21 protein-coding genes and 2 tRNA genes are annotated in these 23,291 nt (G+C 45.1%); 13 read left to right on the top strand and 10 right to left on the bottom strand.

Translation table 11 applies throughout. The features are described from left to right. The first annotated feature begins 1 nt into the window (after position 1). Genes D9A03_RS08070 through D9A03_RS08060 form a run of 3 tightly spaced genes read left to right on the top strand, consistent with a single transcriptional unit; the run spans position 2 to position 2,430 of the window. Entirely contained in the window at positions 2 to 544 is a 543-nt protein-coding gene (locus D9A03_RS08070) for a TRAP transporter small permease (protein ID WP_120496685.1), read from the top strand. Then, positions 544 to 1,905: a TRAP transporter large permease gene (locus D9A03_RS08065; protein WP_120496684.1), complete on the top strand. Its 1,362-nt coding sequence runs from the start codon at positions 544 to 546 to the stop codon at positions 1,903 to 1,905. Before D9A03_RS08070 ends, D9A03_RS08065 begins: the two co-directional genes overlap by 1 nt. Before the next feature lie 21 nt (positions 1,906 to 1,926). Beyond that, positions 1,927 to 2,430, top strand: coding sequence for a CoxG family protein (locus tag D9A03_RS08060; protein WP_162938033.1), 504 nt, complete (start codon positions 1,927 to 1,929; stop codon positions 2,428 to 2,430). A gap of 38 nt (positions 2,431 to 2,468) precedes the next feature. Here D9A03_RS08060 and D9A03_RS08055 read toward each other — a convergent pair whose 3' ends face one another. Beyond that, on the bottom strand, positions 2,469 to 3,272 hold the full coding sequence (locus tag D9A03_RS08055; protein ID WP_162938032.1) for an alpha/beta hydrolase: 804 nt from the start codon (positions 3,270 to 3,272) through the stop codon (positions 2,469 to 2,471). A 245-nt stretch (positions 3,273 to 3,517) separates the two neighbouring features. Here D9A03_RS08055 and D9A03_RS08050 point away from each other — a divergent pair, with 245 nt between their 5' ends. From D9A03_RS08050 to D9A03_RS08040, 3 genes are all read left to right on the top strand, one after another. Continuing rightward, the gene (locus D9A03_RS08050; RefSeq protein WP_120496681.1) at positions 3,518 to 4,627 is read left to right on the top strand and encodes an S-(hydroxymethyl)glutathione dehydrogenase/class III alcohol dehydrogenase; all 1,110 of its coding nucleotides are present in this window, start codon (positions 3,518 to 3,520) and stop codon (positions 4,625 to 4,627) included. Between the two features lie 104 nt (positions 4,628 to 4,731). Beyond that, positions 4,732 to 5,595 carry an S-formylglutathione hydrolase gene (fghA, locus tag D9A03_RS08045; protein WP_120496680.1) on the top strand — a complete coding sequence of 288 codons (864 nt, stop codon included), beginning with the start codon at positions 4,732 to 4,734 and terminating at the stop codon, positions 5,593 to 5,595. Positions 5,596 to 5,699: 104 nt separating this feature from the next. After that, the gene (locus D9A03_RS08040; protein ID WP_120496679.1) at positions 5,700 to 5,993 is read left to right on the top strand and encodes a hypothetical protein; all 294 of its coding nucleotides are present in this window, start codon (positions 5,700 to 5,702) and stop codon (positions 5,991 to 5,993) included. 313 nt (positions 5,994 to 6,306) lie between these two features. On the opposite strand, the gene D9A03_RS08035 is transcribed toward D9A03_RS08040, so the two are convergent. After that, the gene (locus D9A03_RS08035; protein WP_216825411.1) at positions 6,307 to 7,071 is read right to left on the bottom strand and encodes a DeoR/GlpR family DNA-binding transcription regulator; all 765 of its coding nucleotides are present in this window, start codon (positions 7,069 to 7,071) and stop codon (positions 6,307 to 6,309) included. Between the two features lie 174 nt (positions 7,072 to 7,245). Between D9A03_RS08035 and D9A03_RS08030 the strand changes: the two genes are divergently transcribed. The 6 genes from D9A03_RS08030 to D9A03_RS08005 are packed head-to-tail and all read left to right on the top strand — an operon-like array spanning position 7,246 to position 13,022. Beyond that, positions 7,246 to 8,214, top strand: a complete 969-nt coding sequence (locus tag D9A03_RS08030) for an ABC transporter substrate-binding protein (RefSeq protein WP_120496677.1) — start codon at positions 7,246 to 7,248, stop codon at positions 8,212 to 8,214. 11 nt (positions 8,215 to 8,225) lie between these two features. Beyond that, positions 8,226 to 9,920: an iron ABC transporter permease gene (locus D9A03_RS08025; RefSeq protein WP_216825410.1), complete on the top strand. Its 1,695-nt coding sequence runs from the start codon at positions 8,226 to 8,228 to the stop codon at positions 9,918 to 9,920. Then, positions 9,908 to 10,951 (top strand): ABC transporter ATP-binding protein, encoded by a 1,044-nt coding sequence (locus tag D9A03_RS08020; protein WP_120496675.1) that lies wholly within the window; start codon positions 9,908 to 9,910, stop codon positions 10,949 to 10,951. Before D9A03_RS08025 ends, D9A03_RS08020 begins: the two co-directional genes overlap by 13 nt. Continuing rightward, entirely contained in the window at positions 10,952 to 12,019 is a 1,068-nt protein-coding gene (locus tag D9A03_RS08015) for an MBL fold metallo-hydrolase (RefSeq protein WP_174233639.1), read from the top strand. It begins immediately after the preceding gene. Then, on the top strand, positions 12,016 to 12,561 hold the full coding sequence (locus tag D9A03_RS08010; RefSeq protein WP_120496674.1) for a histidine phosphatase family protein: 546 nt from the start codon (positions 12,016 to 12,018) through the stop codon (positions 12,559 to 12,561). Before D9A03_RS08015 ends, D9A03_RS08010 begins: the two co-directional genes overlap by 4 nt. Further along, complete coding sequence (locus tag D9A03_RS08005) at positions 12,558 to 13,022, top strand: HAD family acid phosphatase (RefSeq protein ID WP_120496673.1); 465 nt, start codon at positions 12,558 to 12,560, stop codon at positions 13,020 to 13,022. Before D9A03_RS08010 ends, D9A03_RS08005 begins: the two co-directional genes overlap by 4 nt. 183 nt (positions 13,023 to 13,205) lie before the next feature. Here D9A03_RS08005 and D9A03_RS08000 read toward each other — a convergent pair. The 8 genes from D9A03_RS08000 to D9A03_RS07965 all read right to left on the bottom strand — a co-directional run bounded on the left by D9A03_RS08000 (position 13,206) and on the right by D9A03_RS07965 (position 21,142). Then, positions 13,206 to 13,281 (bottom strand) — tRNA-Glu (locus D9A03_RS08000). Positions 13,282 to 13,502: 221 nt separating this feature from the next. Then, positions 13,503 to 13,578, bottom strand: a tRNA-Glu gene (locus tag D9A03_RS07995). Positions 13,579 to 13,669: 91 nt separating this feature from the next. After that, the gene (locus D9A03_RS07990; protein WP_120496672.1) at positions 13,670 to 14,461 is read right to left on the bottom strand and encodes a DUF1194 domain-containing protein; all 792 of its coding nucleotides are present in this window, start codon (positions 14,459 to 14,461) and stop codon (positions 13,670 to 13,672) included. 9 nt (positions 14,462 to 14,470) lie between these two features. Next, positions 14,471 to 16,273, bottom strand: a complete 1,803-nt coding sequence (gene recJ / locus D9A03_RS07985) for a single-stranded-DNA-specific exonuclease RecJ (protein WP_120496671.1) — start codon at positions 16,271 to 16,273, stop codon at positions 14,471 to 14,473. A gap of 135 nt (positions 16,274 to 16,408) precedes the next feature. Beyond that, positions 16,409 to 17,377, bottom strand: coding sequence for a class II fructose-bisphosphatase (glpX, locus tag D9A03_RS07980; protein ID WP_120496670.1), 969 nt, complete (start codon positions 17,375 to 17,377; stop codon positions 16,409 to 16,411). A gap of 64 nt (positions 17,378 to 17,441) precedes the next feature. Beyond that, positions 17,442 to 18,731 carry a homoserine dehydrogenase gene (locus D9A03_RS07975; RefSeq protein ID WP_120496669.1) on the bottom strand — a complete coding sequence of 430 codons (1,290 nt, stop codon included), beginning with the start codon at positions 18,729 to 18,731 and terminating at the stop codon, positions 17,442 to 17,444. Positions 18,732 to 18,734: 3 nt separating this feature from the next. Then, positions 18,735 to 19,946, bottom strand: coding sequence for an LL-diaminopimelate aminotransferase (locus tag D9A03_RS07970; protein WP_120496668.1), 1,212 nt, complete (start codon positions 19,944 to 19,946; stop codon positions 18,735 to 18,737). A 191-nt stretch (positions 19,947 to 20,137) separates the two neighbouring features. Continuing rightward, the gene (locus tag D9A03_RS07965; protein WP_162938031.1) at positions 20,138 to 21,142 is read right to left on the bottom strand and encodes an OmpA family protein; all 1,005 of its coding nucleotides are present in this window, start codon (positions 21,140 to 21,142) and stop codon (positions 20,138 to 20,140) included. A gap of 225 nt (positions 21,143 to 21,367) precedes the next feature. On the opposite strand from D9A03_RS07965, the gene D9A03_RS07960 reads away from it, so the two are divergent. Next, a complete protein-coding gene (locus tag D9A03_RS07960; RefSeq protein ID WP_120496666.1) occupies positions 21,368 to 23,212 on the top strand; it encodes an alpha/beta hydrolase in 1,845 nt (614 codons plus the stop codon). The last annotated feature ends 79 nt before the right edge of the window (positions 23,213 to 23,291 follow it).

The raw sequence follows: 23,291 nt of genomic DNA, 5'->3' as shown, positions 1-23,291 counted from the left end.
CATGAGTAAATTCATTACGCAAATTGAGGAAAGCTTCATCTCCCTACTTATGGCAGCGATGGTTTTGGTCACCTTTTCGCAAGTCGTAGCTCGGTATGTTTTTAACAGCGGGGCTTTGTGGGCGTTGGAGTTAACAACCTATCTTTTCGCATGGCTTGTTATTTTTGGTATTTCTTATGGTGTGAAAACCCATATTCACATCGGGGTTGATGCCTTTGTAAAGCTATTCAAAACACCGGTTCAGAGACTATTTGGCCTGTTGGCTGTTCTGGCCTCTATCATCTATGGTGGGATCATGTTTTACGGGGGATGGGTTTATGTTGGTAAATTGAAAAAAATCGGCATTGAAACCCACGATATGCCAATTCAAAAATGGCTATTCCTGTCTATTCTAGTCATTGGTATGGGGTTGGTGATTTTCCGTTTATTACAGGCTTTCTGGGTTATTCTAACAGCTAAAGACGATTTCTCTATCCTTGGGGATGAAAGCAAGGATGCTATTGAGCAATTCATGGGTGATGATAAGAGTGAGGAACAGAAATAATGGCTATTCTTGTTCTCTTTACATTATTGTTCCTTTTGCTTTTGGTGGGAACGCCAATTGCGTTCTCTCTTGGTTTGGCAAGTTTGACAACGATCATCTTCTTTTCGAATGATTCTCTCGGTTCCATATCGCTCAAATTCTTTGAGACAATGGAACACTATACCTTATTGGCGATACCTTTCTTTATTCTGTCATCGGCCTTTCTTTCAACCGGCGGTGTTGCCCGTCGATTGATACGTTTTGCGATGGACTGTGTAGGACATTTGCAAGGTGGAATGGCAATGGCATCTGTTCTGGCCTGTATGCTGTTTGCTGCTGTTTCAGGTTCGTCCCCGGCAACTGTTGTTGCTATTGGTTCTATTGTTATCGCGGGTATGCAAAAAGCAGGTTATTCGAAAGAATTTGCGGCGGGTGTTATCTGTAATGCTGGTACGTTGGGTATTCTGATCCCGCCATCTATTGTGATGGTGGTTTATGCTGCTGCAACTGATGTATCCGTTGGTCGTATGTTCATGGCGGGTGTTATTCCTGGGCTGATTGCTGGCTTAATGCTGATGATTGGTATTTACGTGGCAGCACGGGTTAAGAAGCTCCCTCGCCTTCCCAAAGCATCTGGCGCTGAAGTTTTTGCTGCTTTTGGAGATGCGATTTGGGGATTGATGCTCATCGTGATCATTATGGGCGGTATTTATGGTGGCGTTTTCACACCGACAGAAGCAGCGGCGGTTGCCTCGGTCTATGCCTTTGTGATCGCAGTTTTTGTCTATCGTGATATGGGGCCGCTTAAGGGGCGTGATCCTTCAGATTTAGGGGTGAGTGATTATTTGATTGCTATTCCCAAAAGTGTGTTTGATGCAGATGTTCGTAAAACAATTCTGGAAGCATCCAAAGTAACTATCATGTTGCTATTCATTGTGGCCAACGCGATGTTGTTTGCCCATGTACTGACTACCGAGCGTATTCCGCAAACCATTACCAATGCGATTCTGGAAGCAGGTCTCGAACCTTGGATGTTCTTGATTGTTGTGAACATCCTTTTGCTTATTGCCGGGAATTTTATGGAACCATCAGCAATCTTGTTGATTATGGCGCCTATCTTGTTCCCGATTGCTATGCAGCTTGGTATTGACCCTATTCATTTGGGGATCATTATGGTTGTTAATATGGAAATAGGTATGATTACGCCACCCGTTGGTCTCAACCTCTTTGTGACGGCGGGGATAACAGGAATGCCAATTCTCAAGGTGGTAAAGGCAGCATTACCTTGGTTGATGATTTTGTTGGTCTTCCTGATATTGATTACTTATGTACCTATCATCTCTACTTTCTTGCCCGATCTTGTATATGGTGCACAGAAATAGCATTTAGAAAGGAGAGCATAATTGCTCTCCTTTTTTATGACATCTTTTATTTGTATCTGCAGGGATGAAGAATTAATGGAAATGACAGGCCGCTACATTATTAACGCACCAAAAGACAAGGTGTGGACGGCAATGAATGATCCACAGGTTTTAAAGCAAGCTATTCCACGTTGTGATGAGGCTATTCGACATACGGATACAGAATTCACAGCAGTTTTTTCTTTTAAATTAGGTTTTATTAACCCTCGTTTAGAAAGTTTAATTTCATTATCTGATATTAATGCCCCGAACTCGTATATCATGACGGCTGAAGGCAAAGGAAAGTTGGCTGGGTTGGCCAAGGGACGGGCCGATGTCACGCTTCATGCGCAAGAAAACAATAAAACTCTGTTAGAGTTTCATGCCAGTGGTGATATGCAAGGCACAATTGCAGAGATGGCTTCCAAATTAGTAACGAAAACCGCGCAAAAGCTCGCTGATGATTTTTTTGCGCGGTTTGATGAGGTGATTAGCAAAGAAACGTAGAGTATCCGATCCTAAGTATCACTGTGCGTCTATTTTGTTCACTGAGGACTTACATATTTATCTAAAAAGGCCGTCACATCTTTTTCTGCCCCGTGTTCATAAAGATCCATATGAAGCCCCTTTTCAAAAAAAGCAGCCTGTTTTTCGCTTTGGATTGCATCTAATAGCTTGCGGGAAAATTGAACAGGAATGACGCCGTCTTTTTCGCCATGAAAAATAAAGACAGGCGCTTTGACTTCTTTTATTGCTTCATGGGATTTCCACTTGTCCTTCAACAAGAATCTTGCCGGTAAAAACCAGTATTTTGATTGGGCGACATCAGCAATAGAGCTATAGGGTGCTTCCAGAATCACGGCCTTTACGTTGTGTTTAGAAGCTAACCATACCGCCATTCCTGTACCCAAAGATTCTCCGTACATTATAAGTTGTTCATCGGTGTATCCTTGGGCTTTCAACCAATTCATTGCATCCAGACCGTCGTTTTTAAAAGCTTGCTCCGAAGGAGTACCATCGTGGCCAGCGTACCCACGGTATTCAACCTGGAACAAGCCGTACCCTAGTTCCATTAAATAAGAGAGTTTCTCTAGCCTGTCACCTGTATGTCCTGCGTTACCGTGGAATGCCATGATCACAGGATAGTCCGGTTTTCGGGCCGGTTGATACCAGTGGGTCAATTCTATGCCATCTGGTGTCGTCAGTGTAATTTCCTGTACCCCTGCCCCGCCATATAGTTCCGGTTTTGCGCGTATTTCTGATCCTGGATAAACCAATTTGGTTTGCAACAAATACATTCCTACCAGCACCAGTGTATAGAATGTTGCTGCAAAAATAATAAAGTTCATTAACAGGCTCCTGAGACGCATACCAATACCTTGTGTTAAAATACCTATAGATCAGTACCTCATATTCATGATTTCATATATAGTGTCTGAACGACAAATGTTGTCGGGAAATGACATGACATAATCGTGACAATACCGTCATACTTTATATTGATTAATTCCTTATTGCCATCTATGGCAGTCATGTTAATGAATAAACCAAGATAAGAGTTTAATTTACCCAATTCATCAGGGAGTGATAGATTATGGATGTGCGTGCTGCGGTCGCCTGGGGTGCTGGCAAGCCCATGACAATTGAAACCGTTCAACTGGAAGGCCCTCGTCACGGGGAAGTTCTTGTTGAAATGAAAGCAACCGGTGTTTGCCATACCGACTACTTCACTCTTTCCGGGGCTGATCCCGAAGGACTTTTCCCAACAATCTTGGGACACGAGGGTGCCGGGGTCGTCGTAGATGTTGGACCGGGTGTAACATCGTTGAAAAAAGGTGATCACGTTATTCCTCTCTATACACCGGAATGTCGTGAATGTGATTACTGCTTAAATCCGAAAACGAACCTTTGTCAGGCAATTCGTTCTACACAGGGCCAGGGATTAATGCCAGATGGTACAAGCCGTTTTTCTATGGATGGAAAAATGCTGCATCACTACATGGGTTGTTCCACTTTTGCGAATTACAGCGTACTTCCTGAAATCGCATTGGCAAAAATTCGTGAAGATGCGCCTTTTGACAAGGTTTGTTATATCGGTTGTGGCGTTACCACAGGTGTTGGTGCGGTTATCAATACGGCCAAAGTTGAACCCGGATCAAATGTTGTTGTCTTTGGTCTTGGTGGTATTGGCTTGAATGTTATCCAGGGTGCGCGGATGGTTGGTGCCAATAAAATCATTGGCGTTGACCTTAATGATGACCGTAAGGCATTGGGTGAAAAATTCGGGATGACCGATTTCGTTAATCCCAAAGATCTCGATGGCGACCTTGTTGAGGCTCTTGTTGATCTGACAAACGGTGGCGCGGATTATTCTTTTGAATGTATTGGTAACGTGAATACCATGCGTCAGGCGCTTGAGTGCTGTCACAAAGGTTGGGGCGTTTCTGTAATTGTTGGTGTTGCTGGTGCCGGACAGGAAATCGCGACCCGCCCATTCCAACTTGTTACTGGACGAGTATGGAAAGGAACTGCCTTTGGTGGTGCCCGCGGCCGTACTGATGTGCCACAGATTGTTGACTGGTACATGGATGGCAAGATCAATATCGATGATTTAATTACGCATACAATGCCGTTGGACGATATCAACTCTGCGTTTGATTTAATGCATAGTGGTGAATCAATTAGATCTGTCGTGCTGTATTAATTTACATGCACACTTGAGGGGCCTTTTTTGATTAAAGGTCCCTCTTCTTTTTTACCGTAAAACACCTTCCCTTTATCAGTAAGCTATAATCAGGTTTCTTTTCAATGACAGAGCTTAATATTACCGACCTTGACCTAATTAGTGAAAACAAGATGTTTGATGGTCTACAGCGTGTCTACAGCCATTCATCAAAAGTTTGTAATGGGTCAATGCGTTTTGCGATCTATTTGCCGCCAGCAGCATTGAAGGGAAACAAAGTACCTGTTGTTACCTATCTGTCTGGTTTGACCTGTACTGAAGATAACGTCACAGTTAAAGCGGGTGCTCAACGTATTGCCAGCGAACTTGGTATTATTTTTGTTGCACCAGATACATCACCGCGAAATCAGAATATACCGAGCGAAGATGATAGTTATGACTTCGGATCGGCGGCAGGGTTTTATCTGGACGCAACAGAAGAGCCCTGGTCGGGTTCTTATAATATGTACAGCTATATAACTCAGGAATTACAGAGTGTTATTTCAGCTAATTTCCCTGAAGCAGATATGAGCAAACAGGGAATTACAGGGCATTCCATGGGGGGGCATGGTGCCTTGACGATCCACCTGAAAAATCCGAATCTCTTCAAAACCTGCTCTGCTTTTGCGCCAATATGTGCAACGATGAGTTGCTCTTGGGGTGAAAAAGCGTTTAGTGGCTATCTAGGATCTGACAAAGCTCGCTGGGTTAATTACGATGCGACTGAGCTTGTTAAAAAGTCACCTTCTAATGCTACTCTTCTTGTTGATCAGGGAAGTGCGGATACTTTCCTCGTAGAACAGCTAAAACCAGAACTGTTACAGAAAGCTTGTGATACATCAGGCCAAAAACTGACGTTAAGAATGCAAGAAGGGTATGATCACAGTTACTTCTTTATGGCGACCTTTATCGAAGATCACCTGAAGCATCATTTGAATGGCTTGTCATAAGGAATAAATTTAACAGATTTTGCCTCTTGTAAAGGTTTTGGTCATAAATTTCATGCCATTATCTTTTTCGTATTACAGGTAGTAATAGATGAAAGAGGCAATGTATGTCTAAGGTACTCGTATCAGGTGATAGTTTATCATCCCAAGATATTGAACTAATTCAGTCTTTCTATAGAGATAATATAGAGAGCGGCCATATTGGTGAGGTCTTGCCATTGGCGACTCAAGAAGGTGAACAGGTCGTCGCTGTCCTCACCCCGGATAATAGCAATTTACTATGTGCATTTGGCAAGGTATCGGATTGGTATTGTGCAATTGATACCCACTCCAATGTGCTGGCAAAGGCGCAGGTACTGGGAGATTTAATCTCTAACCTATCTTTGGCTTCTTTGGGATAAGAAGAATAATAAAATAAGCACCGCGTTTATATTGTAAGCGTGGTGTTTTTTTAGCGAGATCACTATAAACAATCTGATTAATTGTAAAATATTCTCACAAGCTAATATGTCATAGAGACCTCAGCAAAACTCTACAGCGGCTACGTTCATTATAAAACTATGAGTTGATTTGCATGATTTTTGCCAGTTGGCTCCCATTTGTTCTCTTTTTGACCTTGATATGTTTGCGTGAATTAACTCGTGCCAAATACTATTTCGGTTTTTTTCTCAGTGTGGATCGTTTTGCTGAGGTCTCTCATAAGAATTACTTGAATTATACATAAATAATTCTACAGGCATTTCGCACGCAACCTTTTGTAATATCCTCATCAAGCTCTGCTGTGGTTACGACGATATCGTATTCCCATAAATAGCCGTATTGGCATGCCAAATCCAAACCGACTTTTTTCTTGTCAACTACCAAAACTTTTGTTTTGGCACAGCTGGAAATTGCTTTTCTTGCAGAGACCTCATCCGAGTTGTAATCCATCACCATTCCAGAAGACGATACCCCACCACAACTGAAAATGGCATAATCAATACGGTATTTTGCATAAAACTCAAAAGCGGCGGCACCAATCATATCCAAATCTCTCATACGGACACTGCCACCTGCTATCTCGACCTCTATAGTGGATGAGTTTTGTAGGGCGCAAACAGCATGAATGTTGTTTGACACGACAAATAAACCCTTATGGGAAGTCAAAAAGCTCGCACAGTGTTCAACCGTGGTGCCTGTACCAAGTGCCACGCGTGCGCCATCTGGAATGAGGTTTTTCACTGCTAGCGCGATTCGTTGTTTTTCCTGTCGCGATATTCGTGATCGTGGGTGGTATGCGATATTCTCGCTTTTTTGGCGCAGTTGAACCATACCATTACGTCGGCGTATCAATGCTGCATCATCCAAAGATCGTAGGTCCGCCCGTATCGTTTGGACAGATACCGAGAGGCGTTCAGATAGTTCTGTGGCAGAAAGTGCGCCATTTTCTGACAAAAGCGCAATGATACAATCGCTTCGCTCGCTCAAATCCATCCTCATTATAAATTTCTTTCGAAAGAGTTTTCGGCCATAATCAAAACGTTAAACAGTAAAATATTTTTTCTCAATATATTTAAAATCATTACGAAATCGTCATAAAATCGTTACACAAAATAGAAATAAGATCTCCACAAATCTCTTTCGTTCGAAATCAAAGATCCTTTGGAGAAACTCATGAAGACCTTCCTTATTACAACTGCGCTTACATTCATCGCCAGTACTTCTTTTGCAGATACAGTTACACTTTACACCTCACAACCCAATGCAGATGCACAGAAAACTGTCGATGCCTTCATGGCAGCCAATCCGGGTACAGAAGTTGAGTGGGTTCGTGATGGTACAACCAAATTGATGGCTCGTCTTCGCGCCGAAATCGAAGCTGGCAACCCACAGCCAGATCTTCTTTTAATTGCGGATACTGTGACACTGGAAGGAATGGCGCAAGAAGGTTATCTGACTACATATAAATCGCCGGAGGCAGCCAATTATGATAGCGCACTTTATTCATACGATGGTTTTTACCACTCGACGAAACTGATTACAACAGGGATCGTCTACAACACAGGTGTTAAAGACGTGCCAACGTCGTGGGCTGATTTGGTTGATCCGACAGTCAAAGGTCAAGTTGCCATGCCATCACCTCTCTATTCTGGTGCAGCCTTAATCCATTTGGCGACGCTCACAGACGATAAAAAGCTTGGTTGGGACTACTATGGCAAATTGGCTGGTAATGATGCTAGAGCGCAAGGTGGGAATGGGGGAACATTCAAAGCTGTTGCTTCCGGTGAAAAGCCCTACGGTATGGTTGTTGACTTCCTGACTATCCGCAACAAAGCCAATGGTTCCCCGGTTGAGTTTGTTTTCCCAACAGAAGGCGTGTCATATGTAACTGAGCCTGTTGCTATTATGTCTTCTGCGAAAAATGTTGAAGGAGCAAAGAAATTTGTCGACTTCTTACTCAGTGAAAAAGGTCAAAATCTGGTCCTTGATATGGGGTATATCCCTGCCCGTAACGGCATGGGCGTTCCCGCAGGATTCCCTGCGCGCGAAGACATAAAGCTGATGGATTTTGACCCTGCTGTTGCACTTAAAAACGCAGAGGTAAACAAAGCCAAATTTGCAGAGCTTTTTGGCACTAAATAATGGGCGTTGCAATGCAAAACGGAAGCAATCGATCTGAAAGTCGGCTGCTATCGGTTATTCTTGTCACTGCTATTTGTTTAACATTATCCCCTGTTCTACGTCTGTTTATAGAAGGGCTGACGACTAATCAGGGTACGTTAGGACTATCATTGGCAAGTGAAATTCTTGCAAAACCATCAACACTGAACGCACTAAAATATTCTCTGATTACGGCTGCTTTCGGTACGCTGGTGTCTTTGATCCTGGGTGCGGCCTTTGCATTTCTTGTCGCGTTAACCGACTTGCGAGCCAAGGCTATACTGGTTTTTTGCTTGATGATTCCGATGATGATTCCGCCTCAAATCACAGCACTGTCATGGACCCAAATTACGGGACCTTCTTCCGTTCTACTGAAGGCATTAGGCCTTGCCCCTCCACTTGGATCACCCCAACCACTCTACTCAGTCGAGGGAATCATCCTGCTGTTGGGTATTCAGCATATGTCGATCATTTTCCTAACTACACGTGCGGGACTACGTGCTATCCCGCAAGAAGTCGTAGAAGCTGCGCGGATCAGTGGTGCACACGGGCTGCGGACATGGTGGCAAGTGGTTATGCCTCTAACCTTGCCAAGCCTTGCTGCCGGTACCGCAATCACATTTGTTACTGCTCTTGGTAACTTTGGTATTCCAGCGATGCTTGGTATTCCAGCGGGCTATATAACATTACCGGCATTGATTTATCAAAAACTTGCAGGGCTTGGCACAAGTGTGTTGGCTGAGGTCGCGGTTCTGGCGATGTTGATTAGTGTTGTTGCTGTGATTGGCATTCTGGCGCAGCGATTTTTCCAGACGCGGCAAAAAATTTATCTTGTAGGTTCAACATCTCGCCCACTGGCAATCCCCTTAGGAGCCGCGCGCTTGCCAATAGAAATTTTGTTATGGGGTGTTGTTTGCATAATCCTTGTTTTACCAATGCTTGGCTTAATGACGACATCGTTGGTGCCTGCTTATGGTGTGCCCTTAAGCTTTGATACAATAACCCTGACCTCATGGTGGGAGGTGCTGTTTCGCCAACCTGTCTCAGCGCGGGCTTTTGTGAATTCTTTTTCTCTGGCTTTTGGGACGGCGTTTGTTCTGATGATCCTGTGCTTGCCATTGGCGTGGCTGATGGCACGTAACCCGATACGACTTTCTCGTCTGTTCGACAGTTTACTTGATCTGCCCTATGCACTACCCGGTGTCGTGTTGTCCATTGCGATGATCCTTTTACTTATTAATCTACCCTTCACCGAGGCCACGCTTTATGGAACAATTTGGATTATTTTCCTTGCTTATCTGGCTCGTTTTTTTTCGATCATGTTTCGTCCCATTCAAGCCAGCATCAAGCAACTCGATCCCGCAATGGGTGAAGCAGCGCAGTCCATTGGTGCATCACTGTACCAACGCCTGCGAGATGTAATCGTGCCACTATCAGCCCCAGCTGCTGCTGCTGGGGCAATCCTTGTTTTTCTCACGGCATTCAATGAACTGACTGTATCAGCGCTCTTGTGGTCTTCGGGAACAGAGACATTAGGTGTGGTGATTTTTAATTTAGATGATAGCGGAGAGAACGTCATGGCCAGCGCTCTGTCAATGACAATTGTTATGGTCGTCATGCTGCTAATGGCAGTGGTTCAACTCTTATCTCGCCACTTACCCAAAGGAATAGTCCCATGGCAGACATAACACTATTGTCCGTTAACAAAGTATTCTCGGGTACGCCCGCGCTGCAAGACATCACCACCCGATTTGAGGATGGAGAGTTTATTGCCCTTCTTGGGCCGTCGGGTTGCGGCAAAACCACACTTCTTCGGTTGCTGGCGGGATTTGAAATGCCCAGCAAAGGTCAAATTCGTATTGGTACGCGTGATATTGCCGATGGCCATAAAGGGGTAATGGTACCTCCTGAAGAGCGCAATATGGGGTTTGTATTCCAGTCTTATGCGCTCTGGCCTCATATGACCGTGCGTCGCAATGTGTCCTACCCCTTGGAAATTCGAAGATTTTCCAAGAAAGAGATCCTGAAACTAACAGATGCAGCACTGAACACTACAGGGCTTGAAGCCTATGCTGACCGGATGCCATCAGAACTGTCGGGCGGCCAAAGGCAGCGGGTTGCACTGGCACGTTGTCTTGTCTCTAACCCAGATGCAGTACTGCTGGATGAACCGCTGGCAAATTTGGACGTTGCGCTACGCGCTTCCATGCAGGCTGTGTTTACAGATTTCCACAAACGAACTCGCGCAACAATGGTTTATGTCACCCATGATCAGGCAGAGGCCATGGCCATGGCGGACCGTATTGCAGTTATGGATAATGGTCGTATTCAACAATTCGACACACCGCAAAATCTTTATGAGCGACCGAAGAATCGATTTGTAGCGGAGTTTGTTGGTCTGGGTACTGTTGTTCCGGTGTTCGGTGTTGAGAAAATGGACTCCTTGGCCCACGGTCATGTGCTGGGTAAGCGAATTAAAGTACAAAGTAATCATGACAGCCCCAGTCACGTCTGCCTCCGACCCGAAAATTTAACAATATCTGAAACAGGAGACTTTCGCGCAAAGGTTGCGCGCGTCACTTATTTGGGTGGGAAATATCTTTTGGAAACAGTGTCTGATTGCGGCACACGATTGTTGGCGGAAACGCGAGCCAAATTCGATGTTGGCGTTCAGCTCGGCTTGACCATCTCCACTCCTTGGGCGTTTTACGAGGAATAAATGCAAAGTGTAAGAATACTCTCTGGTATCGGAGACAAAGGTCCCGCCTGTATACAACTGAACACAGGTAGTCAGCGTTGGTTGCTTGATTGTGGCTTTGGCCCAGAAGCCCATGCACAGTTTGCCCCTACATGGCTTGATGAGGTTGATGCTGTTTTTATAAGCCATGATCATGTTGATCATATTGGGGGTGCATCTCATGTTGTTGAGGCAGGTCTGCCCATTCATGCGACGGCTCAAACAGCCAAAGCCTTGCCACCAGCTGCTGTGGTCCATATTCTTCCTGAACAGGGTGAAAGCATTATTGACGGCGTGCGTCTGACAACAGGTCGTAATGGGCATGCTTTGGGCGGCGTTTGGATGCATTTTGATATGGGGGATGGATTATTTTATTCAGGTGACTGGTCTGAGGAATCCGACTGGTTTCCCTTTGATCTACCCCCAGCAGCTGCAACCGCTATTCTCGACTGTTCTTATCATCTAGATAATGTCCCTCAATCTGTTCGTTTTGCAGAGTTTAATAGACTACTGGACAGTCTCGAAGGTCAGGTGCTTTTACCAGTTCCCCCGACAGGTCGTGCGGGCGAGATAGCACTATTTATGATCAAGCGTTACGGAATAACAAATGTGATGTTAGATCCTGAATGTCAGAACATTTTACGCGCAGCATTGTTAACCCCGAGCCTCGGCGGGCATGTGCAAGAAATTGCACCACTTTTAGAACGCAGTCCCATGGAACAAGCCCGTTTTCTTATTTGTGATACGCCTAATGCCGATGGTGGCGCGGCTTGGGGATATGTAAGAGCATGGCATGAAAGCGGGCGGCTTGGTCATGATGCACATGTTGTTTTCACTGGTCATATGACGGCTCACGCACGCGGCATTTGCAGCGTGCCTGGCGGATATTTCCAGCGTTGGAACGTCCATCCACCATTACGCGATCAAATTAAAATGCTTAAACACCTTGGTGCAAGACGCTTTGCACCAGCCTTCTGCGCCCAACCGGAAGACTATCTTATTGAAAATTTGGGCGTTGAGGTTTTTATGCATGATCCTGTCCGGCTATGATCCTCAACTCCCTTCCTGTTAAAAGCTTTTATTTAATCCGTCACGGCGAAACCATAGCTAATGCAAATAGCATCATCGCAGGTATCACTGATGTGCCGTTGAGCGCACTTGGGAGATATCAAGCACAGACTTTGGCTGAACACACATGGCCTGATAGAATTGCATTATTCTCAAGTCCACTGACACGTGCACAAGACACTTGTCAGTTGGCTTTTCCCGGGTATGATTTTAAGATTCACGACGGTATTATGGAACGTAACTGGGGCATATTTGAGGGCCGTAATCTTAGTGAGTTGTCCACCCGTGAAGATACTCCGGATGAGGGCGAAAGCTGGCCAGCTATGTTGGCGCGAGTACATCATGCCATATCCGAAATATGTGTCATATCCGGAAGTTCTTACCCTGTAATTGTATGCCATTCAGGAGTCATTCGAGCAGTTCGTGTGCTTTGGACTTCTGGCACTGTCGGAGATCGCCCCCTCAATGCCGCCCCGATCCTCTTCCACAGGTCTGCCCATAAAATCGAGGAGAAACCACAATGACAGCAACAGATTTAATCCCCTGCGTTGTATTTGATGTTGATGGGACCCTGGCGGAGTTTGACGAAGAAAAATTGGGGCATCTGGTGCATGGGGTAGAAAAACACTGGGACGAATTTCACTTAGCAATGGCCAATGCTCCCCTTATTATTCCTGTTGCCAAATTACTGCGGCGACTAAAAGAAAGCGGCGAAACCATTATCATTTGCTCTGGGCGCCCCAAAGGTTGGGCTGAGCACACAATTACCTGGTTGCGCAAATATGACCTTCCTTTTGATGGGATCTACCTTAGACCTGCTGATCAGGACGAGGCCAGCGATCCCGAAGTGAAACGTCATGCATTGGCAGAGATGCGCGCAGACGGTCTTAAGCCTTGGATAGTTATTGATGATAGGAGTTCTGTTGTTGAAGCTTGGCGAGCCGAAGGGATTGTATGTCTGCAATGTGCTTCAGGAGACTTCTAGAAATACTAAGTTAAGCGTTTGTGATTTTTGCTTTATCTTAAGGGCTATTGTTCTTATCTGACACAATTATATTGAATATAAAATGTTCAGCTGTCCTCAATTTAGGGATAATTTTATCTAAACGGATATAGTTGAAATTATTGTTCAATTAAAAAAGCCGCTGACAAGCGGCTTTGAGCCGAATGGCGACCCCTACGGGATTCGAACCCGTGTTGCCGCCGTGAAAGGGCGGTGTCCTAGGCCTCTAGACGAAGGGGTCATCTTTCGGTGAGCAAGGATTTACCGATTTCAGAGACCCTTGGCAAGTACCTTTTTCACATAAAGTTCGTTTTTTTAACTTTTCTCTGAAAAGCTCTAGAAAACATAAATTCAGAATTTAATTTCAGCAAGATAGGTTATTGATAATCCAATGAAAAGATATCTGGATGAAAATTTAACACAAGAATCAAAAAAGCCGCTGACAAGCGACTTTGAAACGAATGGCGACCCCTACGGGATTCGAACCCGTGTTGCCGCCGTGAAAGGGCGGTGTCCTAGGCCTCTAGACGAAGGGGTCATCTTTCGGTGAGCAAGGATTTACCGATTTCAGAGACCCTTGGCAAGTAGGTATTTTCGATTCTGTAATCTTTTTTTTTATTAAGCCTAGATTATTGGCTCGCGAGCTTGATTACATGGGCTTTTTTCGCAACGGGCACACCACCGATTTCTTTGATCAACTTTTCTTTCATCGCAGCGCCGAAATCTTCGTAGGTAGTTGCAGTCTGAACAAAGGCCCCTGTGCCGCCAATAACAAATTTTTCATAATAACGATCAATAAAGGGATCTTCATTGTTAATGGTCAAACCATTAATCACAATGCCCTGAGTTGTAGATTGATTGCGAACAAGTTCCGGTGGGGCGCCCTGATTGGACCGCCCATCTCCGGAAATATCGATAACTTTACGTGCACCTATGAAGGGGTTGATTTCCATTTGGCGTGTTGAATAGGTGATCGCTCCGCCAATAGAGGTACCCCCGCCAAAAATATACCTAGGGGTTTCATCTACAATATCAGCAAATTCGGCGGCGCTTTGCTCATCACGAATTAAGAACCAATCCACTGCAACTTTTTGAAGCAGATTGTTTGCCCACTGGATAACGGCAACTGCCACACCGCGATCCCCGGCAACGGCAATGGCTTGTACGACAGAAGGATCTCTAAAAGCTTGGGCTATGCCACGCATCTGCAAATCAAATTCTTGTGCAGAAACGCTTGTAGAGGCATCAACGGCAAGAACCAGTTCCAGATCAACTTGGACAGCTTCTTGCGCATGGAGCTTTTTTGTCGGGGAAAAAACGGATGTGATCAAAACAGTTAAAAAAAAGGCAGAAACTATTCTGCCTAGGGAATGAAAATAATTAAAAGAATAGCATCTGGAAGAAAAAACCGACTGTTTCATTCTGTTATCTTATCCGTTTATTGGTGCTGCGTCTTCTATAATTATTTGTACACCATCTGGCCCGGACCAGGTATCACGTTTTAGTTTACCGCATACATGGATGGGCACTCCCCCGGTATTCAAAAGCAGCTGTCCCAACTCGTTGTCAAGCGATCGAAAGGCTATACCCTTGATCGTTTGGCCATCAGAGCCGCTTAAAATACATCTGACGTGGCTTTCTCCAACGAGACCCGGACGTAAAACACGAACAGAAGGCAAAACGAATCTTGGTTGAGGATTGCCAACACCAAAAGGGCCGCATGAATCTAGTAAGTCGATAAGATCAGTACTGGCTCCGCCGGGTTGAAGGGCGCCGTCTATGCCTATGCTAGGCGTATAGGAAACTTCAGATAAAGCTTTGGATAGGCGTTCTGATAAGAAGTTACAGAGTTCTCTGTAATTTTCCTCAAGAACAGTTAAGCCAGCTGCCATGGCATGGCCGCCTCCATTTTCAAGCAGACCAGCTTGGCGTGCAGCAATGACCGCAGCCCCAAGGTCAACGCCGGGGACAGAGCGGCCAGATCCTTTGCCAATACCCTTTTCATCAAAGGCAATAACAAGGGATGGTATATTGTAACGATCCTTGAGGCGACTGGCGACGATGCCAATAACACCGGGGTGCCACCCCTCACCTGCTGCAATGGCAATACCTTTTAATTTTGTTTCATCACCGATTGTTCCCAGTGCCTGATCAAGAACATCGGTTTCGATTGTTTTACGCTCTGAATTATACTCTTCAAGCTGTGAGGCAATTTTTAATGCTTCGTCTGCATTTTCTGTGGAAAGTAACTTCGCACCAAGCCATGATTGACCAACGCGCCCTCCTGCATTTACACGGGGACCCAATGTATAGCCCAGATGTCCGCTATCAGGTTTCTCAGAAAGCTTGGCAACATCTGACAGCGCTACAATTCCAGGGTTATGTCGTTTGGCCAGAACTTTGACACCTTGACTAACATAGGCTCTGTTCAGACCAGATAGAGGGACAACATCACAAACGGTTCCCAAAGCAACAAGATCCAGAAGAGACATAAGGTTTGGCTCTTTGATATTTTTATTATTGAGCCATCCTGTTTCTCTCAAGTGTCGGTTCAAGGCGACAAGGACAAGAAAAACTACCCCGACTGCAGCAAGGGAGCCATATTCTCGTGTTTCGTCCTGTCTGTTTGGGTTCACAACAGCAACGGCGGGTGGTAGCAGTGCTTCGGCTTCGTGGTGATCGATGATCAGGATATCAAGGTCCGCTTGTTTTGCACCTTCAAGAGCTTCAAAGGCTGATGTTCCGCAATCTACCGTGATAACAAGAGAGCACCCTTGTTGCTGCAAATTTAACAATGCAGAAAGATTGGGACCGTAACCTTCACTTACTCTGTCTGGAATGTGTACGACAATTTCAACACCAAGTGCATTAAAGTAACGTATAAGAAGTGCAGAGGAAGTTGCTCCATCTACATCGTAATCTCCAAAAACAGCAATTTTTTCTTTTTGCTCCAAAGCTTTAAGAAGTCGTGCTGTTGTATCGTCCATTCCCTTTAGAACGGATGGGTCAGGTAGCCAATCTTTAAGAGTTGGTTTCAAGAATGCTTCGGCTGTATCCTGGGTGACGCCACGGGCGGCTAGTAATCTGCCAATAATTTCAGGCATTCCCAAACGTTGACTGAGAGCAAGGGCAGAACGTTGGTCCTTTAAACGCTCTTCCCAGCGCTTTCCAGTAATGGAGCTTTCAATACCCAAAAAAGTATCTCGCAAAGTATCCTGTTCTTTGCCCTGCATAATAATAAACCGACCAATTAGAAGTGATTAAAAAAGGTGTAGAGATAGCCTACGTGCTTAGACTACCGGGCTCCCCATAAAAAACAAGAGGCGCCAATGCGACGCCTCTTGTTTTTTGGTTTGTCTGATAAAGTATTAAACACCCAGATTGTCATACCATGTTTTACGGTAAAAGTTGTGTGTTGCATCAACTACACGTGATGTTCCGGTTTTGGAACGCATCACAATAGACTGTGTTGTTGCACCTCCTTGGTAACGGCGTACCCCGCGAAGAAGACTTCCGTCTGTCACGCCAGTAGCAACAAACATGACATCGCCCTTAGCAAGTTCGTTGATCTCATATTTACGGTCGAGATCCTCAATACCCCAGCGACGTGCACGGGCAACTTCATCATCATTTCTAAAGAGTAAGCGGCCTTGGAATTGACCACCTGTACAACGAAGTGCCGCAGCAGCGAGAACACCTTCTGGTGCGCCACCTGCCCCCATAAACAAATCTATACCACTATCAAAACGGCTGGTTGCCAAAGCACCTGCAACATCGCCATCGCCGATAAGAACAATACGGGCACCGCATTCACGAACTTGTGCGATTTTCTCTTCGTGACGCGGGCGATCCATAATACAAACAACCAGATCACTGATATCTGTTTTCTTTGCTTTTGCCAGATTGGACAGGTTATTTACAACTGTCTCGTCAAGGTCAACAACGCCTTCTGGCAATCCGGCACCAACTGCAATTTTATCCATATAGGTATCGGGTGCATTCAAGAAGTTTCCAGATTCAGCCATAGCAATAACACACATCGCATTAGGGCCGCCTTTGGCTGTTAGTGTTGTACCTTCCAAGGGATCCAGCGCAATATCAATGCCTGGTCCGCCCTTTCCGACTTTCTCGCCAATATAAAGCATTGGGGCTTCATCACGTTCGCCTTCGCCGATAACGACAGTGCCGTCAATCGCCAATCCATTCAGGGCGTCGCGCATAGCATTCACAGCAGCTTGGTCAGCTGCTTTCTCATCCCCCCGCCCCATAAGGCGGGAAGAAGCCAATGCGGCAGCTTCTGTGACACGTACGGTCTCTAGGGCCAGGTTACGTTCCATATCTTTGTCCTCTGACTTTGATATCGTTCAATAATGAACGGTTTTATTACTTTCAAATCGTTCTTTAAAGAGAAACGATCCGGATCATGTTTGGTTTTTCAAGTACGCAATCTAGTTGCGAGATTTTTTCAAGTGATCTGTTCATAGCTGTTTCCACTGTTGCCTGTGTTGTAATCACAAGTGGAACAGATTTTCCCGGATTGGATTCATGCTGAATGAGCGACTTCACAGAAATATCTTCATCCTTGAGGATGTGGGATATATCCGCAATTACACCTGGACGGTCTTCGACCTGTAAACGCAGGTAATAGGAACCTTCGCGTTTTTCTACAGGCTGGGCGATTGGTTTTTCAAGTGCGTTAGCCGGAACGCCGAAAGTTGGCAGGATGGTACCGCGCGCAATGTCTACGAGATCGGCAACAACTGCTGACGCAGTTGGTCCGCCACCTGCCCCTGCGCCTTCAAACATTGTGGTTCCAACATGGTTTCCGTTACAGACGACTGCGTTCAAAACACCTTCAACAGAGGCAATCGGTTGGTCTTTGGCAACCATACAGGGATGAACACGTTGGTCAATACCATGTTCAGTTTTTCGTGCAATACCAAGGAGCTTGATGCGGTATCCCAACTCTTCTGCATTTATAATATCAAGTGCAGAGATGTTTCTAATGCCTTCAATATAAACAGCATTGAAGTCAACTTCCGTCCCAAATGATAAAGAACTTAACAGTGATAGTTTATGAGCAGCATCAACACCATCGACGTCAAAACTTGGATCTGCTTCGGCATAACCAAGTTCTTGAGCCTCAAAAAGAACTTCGTCGAAATTGCGTCCTGTTTCACGCATATTTGTCAGAATAAAGTTACAGGTACCATTTAGGATACCGTACACGAGATCAAAAGAATTGGCGGCAAGCCCTTCACGAAGCCCCTTAATCACCGGAATCCCACCTGCAACCGCAGCTTCGTAAGCTAGAGCAACACCCGATTCTTCAGCTTGCTTGGCGAGTTCTGTCCCGTGATGCGCCAACAAAGCTTTGTTCGCAGTAATAACGTGACGGCCTTTGGCTATTGATATTTCAACAACATCTTTCGCAATCCCCTCGGAACCGCCAATCAATTCCATGAGAACATCAGCATCACAATTTTCGGCCATATCTACTGCGTTGTCATAGTAGGTCATGTCGCTCATATCAAAATCGCGATTTTTACGGCTGCGTGCTGATACAGCGACAATAGACATTTCGCGTCCCGTGCGTTGAGCCAGGACATTCAGATTATCCTGAATAAGTTTGACGGTTCCGGTACCAACGGTACCTAACCCGGCGATCGCAATCTTAAGGGGTCCACTCACGATTTATTTCCGCTTACTAATTTGTTCAAGAATACTGTCTTTTCTCTGCATCATGGCCTTCACATTTTTAACAGCCTGACGCGTACGTTGTTCGTTTTCTACGAGTCCCAACCTGACATAACCTTCGCCATACTCGCCAAAACCGACACCGGGAGCAACCGCTACATTAGCATGTTCCAATAATAACTTGGAAAATTCCATTGACCCAAGGTGAGAAAACTCTTTTGGCAAAGGAGCCCAGGCAAACATTGTCGCAGGGGGGCTTGGTACATTCCATCCTGCTGCACTAAGGCCTTTTATCAAAACATCGCGGCGGCCACGATAACGATCACGCATTTCACCAATGCATTCCTGTGGACCATTGAGGGCAGATACGGCAGCGACCTGAACTGGTGTAAAGGCACCATAATCAACATAGGATTTAACCCGAGTAAGAGCTGCGACAAGTTTTTTATTTCCTGAGCAGAATCCAACACGCCACCCAGCCATTGAATAGGTTTTGCTCATAGACAAAAACTCTACAGCAATGTCTTTCGCACCGGGAACCTGAAGAATTGATGGAGGAGGTGTGTCATTAAAGTAAACCTCAGCATAAGCCAAATCTGAAATAATATAGATTTCATGCTTGCGGCAAAAATCAACAATCTCAGCGTAAAAATCCAGATCCTTCACTTCGGCAGTGGGGTTTGACGGATAGTTCAGGATAATAGCCAAAGGTTTGGGAACAGAATGTCGAACAGCAATTTCCAGCTGCTCCATAATCTTCCCGCCCTGTGTCATCGGCATAGATCTGATGGCAGCACCGGCAATGATAAACCCAAAAGCGTGGATTGGATAACTTGGGTTAGGCGCCAAAATGATGTCGCCCGGGCTGGTGATTGCCTGTGCCAGATTGGCAAGACCTTCTTTTGAACCTAGCGTAACAATGGTTTCTGTTTCCGGATCAACATCAACCCCAAAACGTCGGTCATAATAAGCAGATATTGCTTTTCTTAAACCAGGAATACCACGAGACGTAGAATATCCGTGTACTCTTGGATTTTGGACAACATCAGTCAGTTTATCAATAACATGTTGTGGTGGGGGTTGATCAGGGTTTCCCATACCAAAATCGATAATATCCCTTTTCGCCGCTCGTGCCGCTGCTTTCAATGTATTAACTTCAGCAAATACATAAGGCGGCAAACGTTTTATACGGTGAAATTCCTGATCCATTCTCAACTCGAAATTGTTGGGTTATCTTTATTTGGCCAGAATAAGAAAGCTATTCCTTTCTACTCTATAGCCAAGGCGAATAGCCCTATAAAAAAGGCCACGAAGCAGATAGCAGAATACCAGCCTCGTGACCAATGTTTTATGTGTTTTTCCCTTGAAAAATTTATCAAAAATTTCTCTGGGTAATTTGCTTAGTTTACATATATTTCCACACGTCTGTTTCCTGCCTCGCCCGTGGGCATGAACTCGTGGAAAACAGGGTTACTGTCAGAACGGGCATCTGTAATAATCTGACGCGCAGGAACACCAGAGTTTTGTAGGGCTCGTGTGACAACCTCGGCACGACGTCCGGAAATTTCATAATTGACTTGCTGGTGCCGTAGTGCATCAGTCAGCTGCGTTCTAGAACTTGAATGTCCAAGTACAGTAATGGCACCACCGCGTTGTCCGTATAATGCTGCGACGTCCCGAATGACCTGAATATCCTGATTGTTCAAGTTTGATGATCCGTGCGAGAAATAAATGACAGCAACAAGCTGCCCACCAGGATATGCCGCATAAGGCGAACCATATACCTGGCCTGTATAACCTTGAATATATCCCTGCCGCGCATAGGGTGACCCCCAACTTGGTGTATTATATTGCGGTCCAGTGTACTGAACTTGTGCATAAGCTGGTGCACCGTTTGGAAATGCGGGCGGCAAAGCTGCACCTTGAGATGAAATGACAGCTGTTTGAGATGTCGCACCAGTCGTGGCCTGGGGTGAAGCAGGAACTGTACCTGGAACAATAGGCGCAGGTGCTGCCTGTACTGTTTGAGGTGCTTGCGGTACAGAAGGTGGCGGAGCTGCAGGAACCAGCGTGGATCTGGCCGTTAATGGTTGATCACTGTATTCTGCGTTATTACGGTCTGCGATCAAACCTTCGGCAACTTGGGTTCTGTAATCACCTGATGTTGTTTGTGGAGATTCGCCAGGCACACTTGAAAGATTCGGGAAGCCCTCGGCGGGGACGACATTTTCGGCGTTTGTTACCTGTGTTGGTTGTTCAGGTTCATCACGTTCAAACCAGGCCACCGGGTTCGCCCAGTCTGGTGTTGAAGAGCAGGCTACAAGTACTAGCGGAAGCACAAGTGCTCCTAAAATGCGACCTTTACCTCCAAAGTGGTATACACTACGTTTTTTCAACTCAGGCATATAATTGTCCTTGGTCATAACTAGAGACCGTTCCCCCATGCAACTGTCAAATAAATCGATACACATACACCAAAATTACAACTGACCAGATGTACATAGCAACGAAATTGACCTCACTTGTTGTTCTTTACGCTTACAGCTGTAACAATGGGTGTATAGCATTGAAAGAGCTACAAGGCGATACACTATTCTTAAAAAGACTAAACAGATCATAGGGAAGGCTGGATGGTCGATCAACACCCCGAGGGAATAAAGCTACCTGACCCCTCAGAAATTACTGAAACAATGACAGCAATTTCTGAGAAATCTCAAGCAATGATTGAACGCTTTTTGATGAAACAAAGCGAGCAAACGCTAGATAATGAGCCTGATCCCATGCGGATTGGCAAAGCATTTTGGGAATTGTCTCAACAATTCTGGTCTGATCCAGAAAAAGCAATCAAACTTCAAACTGACTTATGGCAGGGGTATAATTCTCTCTGGCTGGAAGCATCGAATAATTTTTTAAACCCTGCATATAAACCCTCTGAAAATAAATCAAATACTGCAAAAGAATCGCTTTCTGAAACACAATCACCACAGAGCAAGAAAAGAGGTGATCGACGTTTTCAGGATGAGGCTTGGGAAGAAAATCCATTTTTTAACTTCCTTAAACAATCTTATCTTTTAACAGCAACCACGATTCACAATTCGGTTAACGATATTAGTGGTCTGAGTGAGACAGATGCACGCAAGGTTGATTTCTATACAAAACAATTCTTGGATGCGCTCTCTCCGAGTAATTTCCTAATGACAAACCCCCAGATTTTAAGAGCAACGGCAGAAACTGGCGGCAAGAATTTGTTGCAAGGGTTGGAAAATCTGATTTCTGACTTGGAAAAAGGTCGCATTAAGATGACGGATGAAGATGCTTTTGCTCTGGGCGAAAACATCGCAACATCAGAAGGTAGTGTTATATACGAAAATGAGCTGATGCAGCTTATTCAATATGCACCAACGACAGAGAAAGTCTATTCTCGTCCTCTTATGATCATTCCTCCCTGGATCAATAAATTTTATATTCTGGATCTCAAAGCTAAAAATTCATTTGTAAAATGGGCTGTGGATCAGGGCTTTACCGTTTTCATGATTTCCTGGGTGAACCCTGATGAAAGTTTAGCGCACTACTCTTTTGAGGATTATATGCTCCGTGGCCCCCTCGCCGCACTTGATATCATTGAAGAAGCAACAGATACCAAAGGGGTTAATGCTATCGGTTATTGTTTGGGGGGAACTCTTCTGGCTTCTACGCTGGCTTATATGGCCGAAAAGAAAGATACGCGGATCAAGAGTGGTACGTTCTTTGTCACAATGACTGATTTTGCTGAAGCGGGTGAACTCAGAGTTTTCATTGACGAAGAGCAGATGGAAGTTCTTGAAAAGAAAATGTCGGATCGAGGGTATCTTGATGGGGCTGAAATGGGAACGACCTTTAATATGCTGCGGGCAAATGATCTTATCTGGTCTTTTGTTGTGAACAACTATTTACTTGGTAAAACCCCCTTTCCTTTTGATTTGCTTTACTGGAATTCCGATACAACGAGAATGCCAGCAAAAATGCATTCTTTTTATCTTCGAAACATGTATCTGGATAATAAACTGGTCGAGCCCGGTGGCATCACATTAGACGGTGTACCTATTGATTTGGGTAAAATAACCGTTCCAAGCTTTATGATCTCAGCAAAAGAAGATCATATCGCTCCCTGGAAATCGACATATGCCAACACACAGCATTTTTCAGGTGAGAAAGAGTTTGTTCTTGCTGCATCTGGCCATATTGCCGGGATAATAAATCCGCCTGCTGCTAAAAAATATTCTCACTGGATTAATTCTGAAACCCCAAGCGACCCTGAAAAGTGGTTTGAAGCTGCAAAAGAGCATCCCGGGTCATGGTGGTCTCACTGGGCTAAATGGGCAAAAAAGAGAAGTGGAAAATTAATTCCGGCAAGAGTGCCTGGTGCGAAAACATCTAAGGGGGCGGTTTTAGAAATAATCGAACCAGCACCAGGACGTTACGTGAAATCCAGATAAGACAGGTCTGCATTTTTCCCTATACTGCCTAGAGTTTTTAACAAAACATTGACTTAAGTCGTGCGCTTCTATTGTCAGT

Source organism: Kiloniella sp. EL199, assembly GCF_900313065.1.
In the GTDB taxonomy this organism is placed as follows: domain Bacteria; phylum Pseudomonadota; class Alphaproteobacteria; order Kiloniellales; family Kiloniellaceae; genus Kiloniella.
The sequence above is the reverse complement of the archived record's forward strand: the minus strand, read 5'-3'. Positions and strand labels throughout refer to the sequence as shown.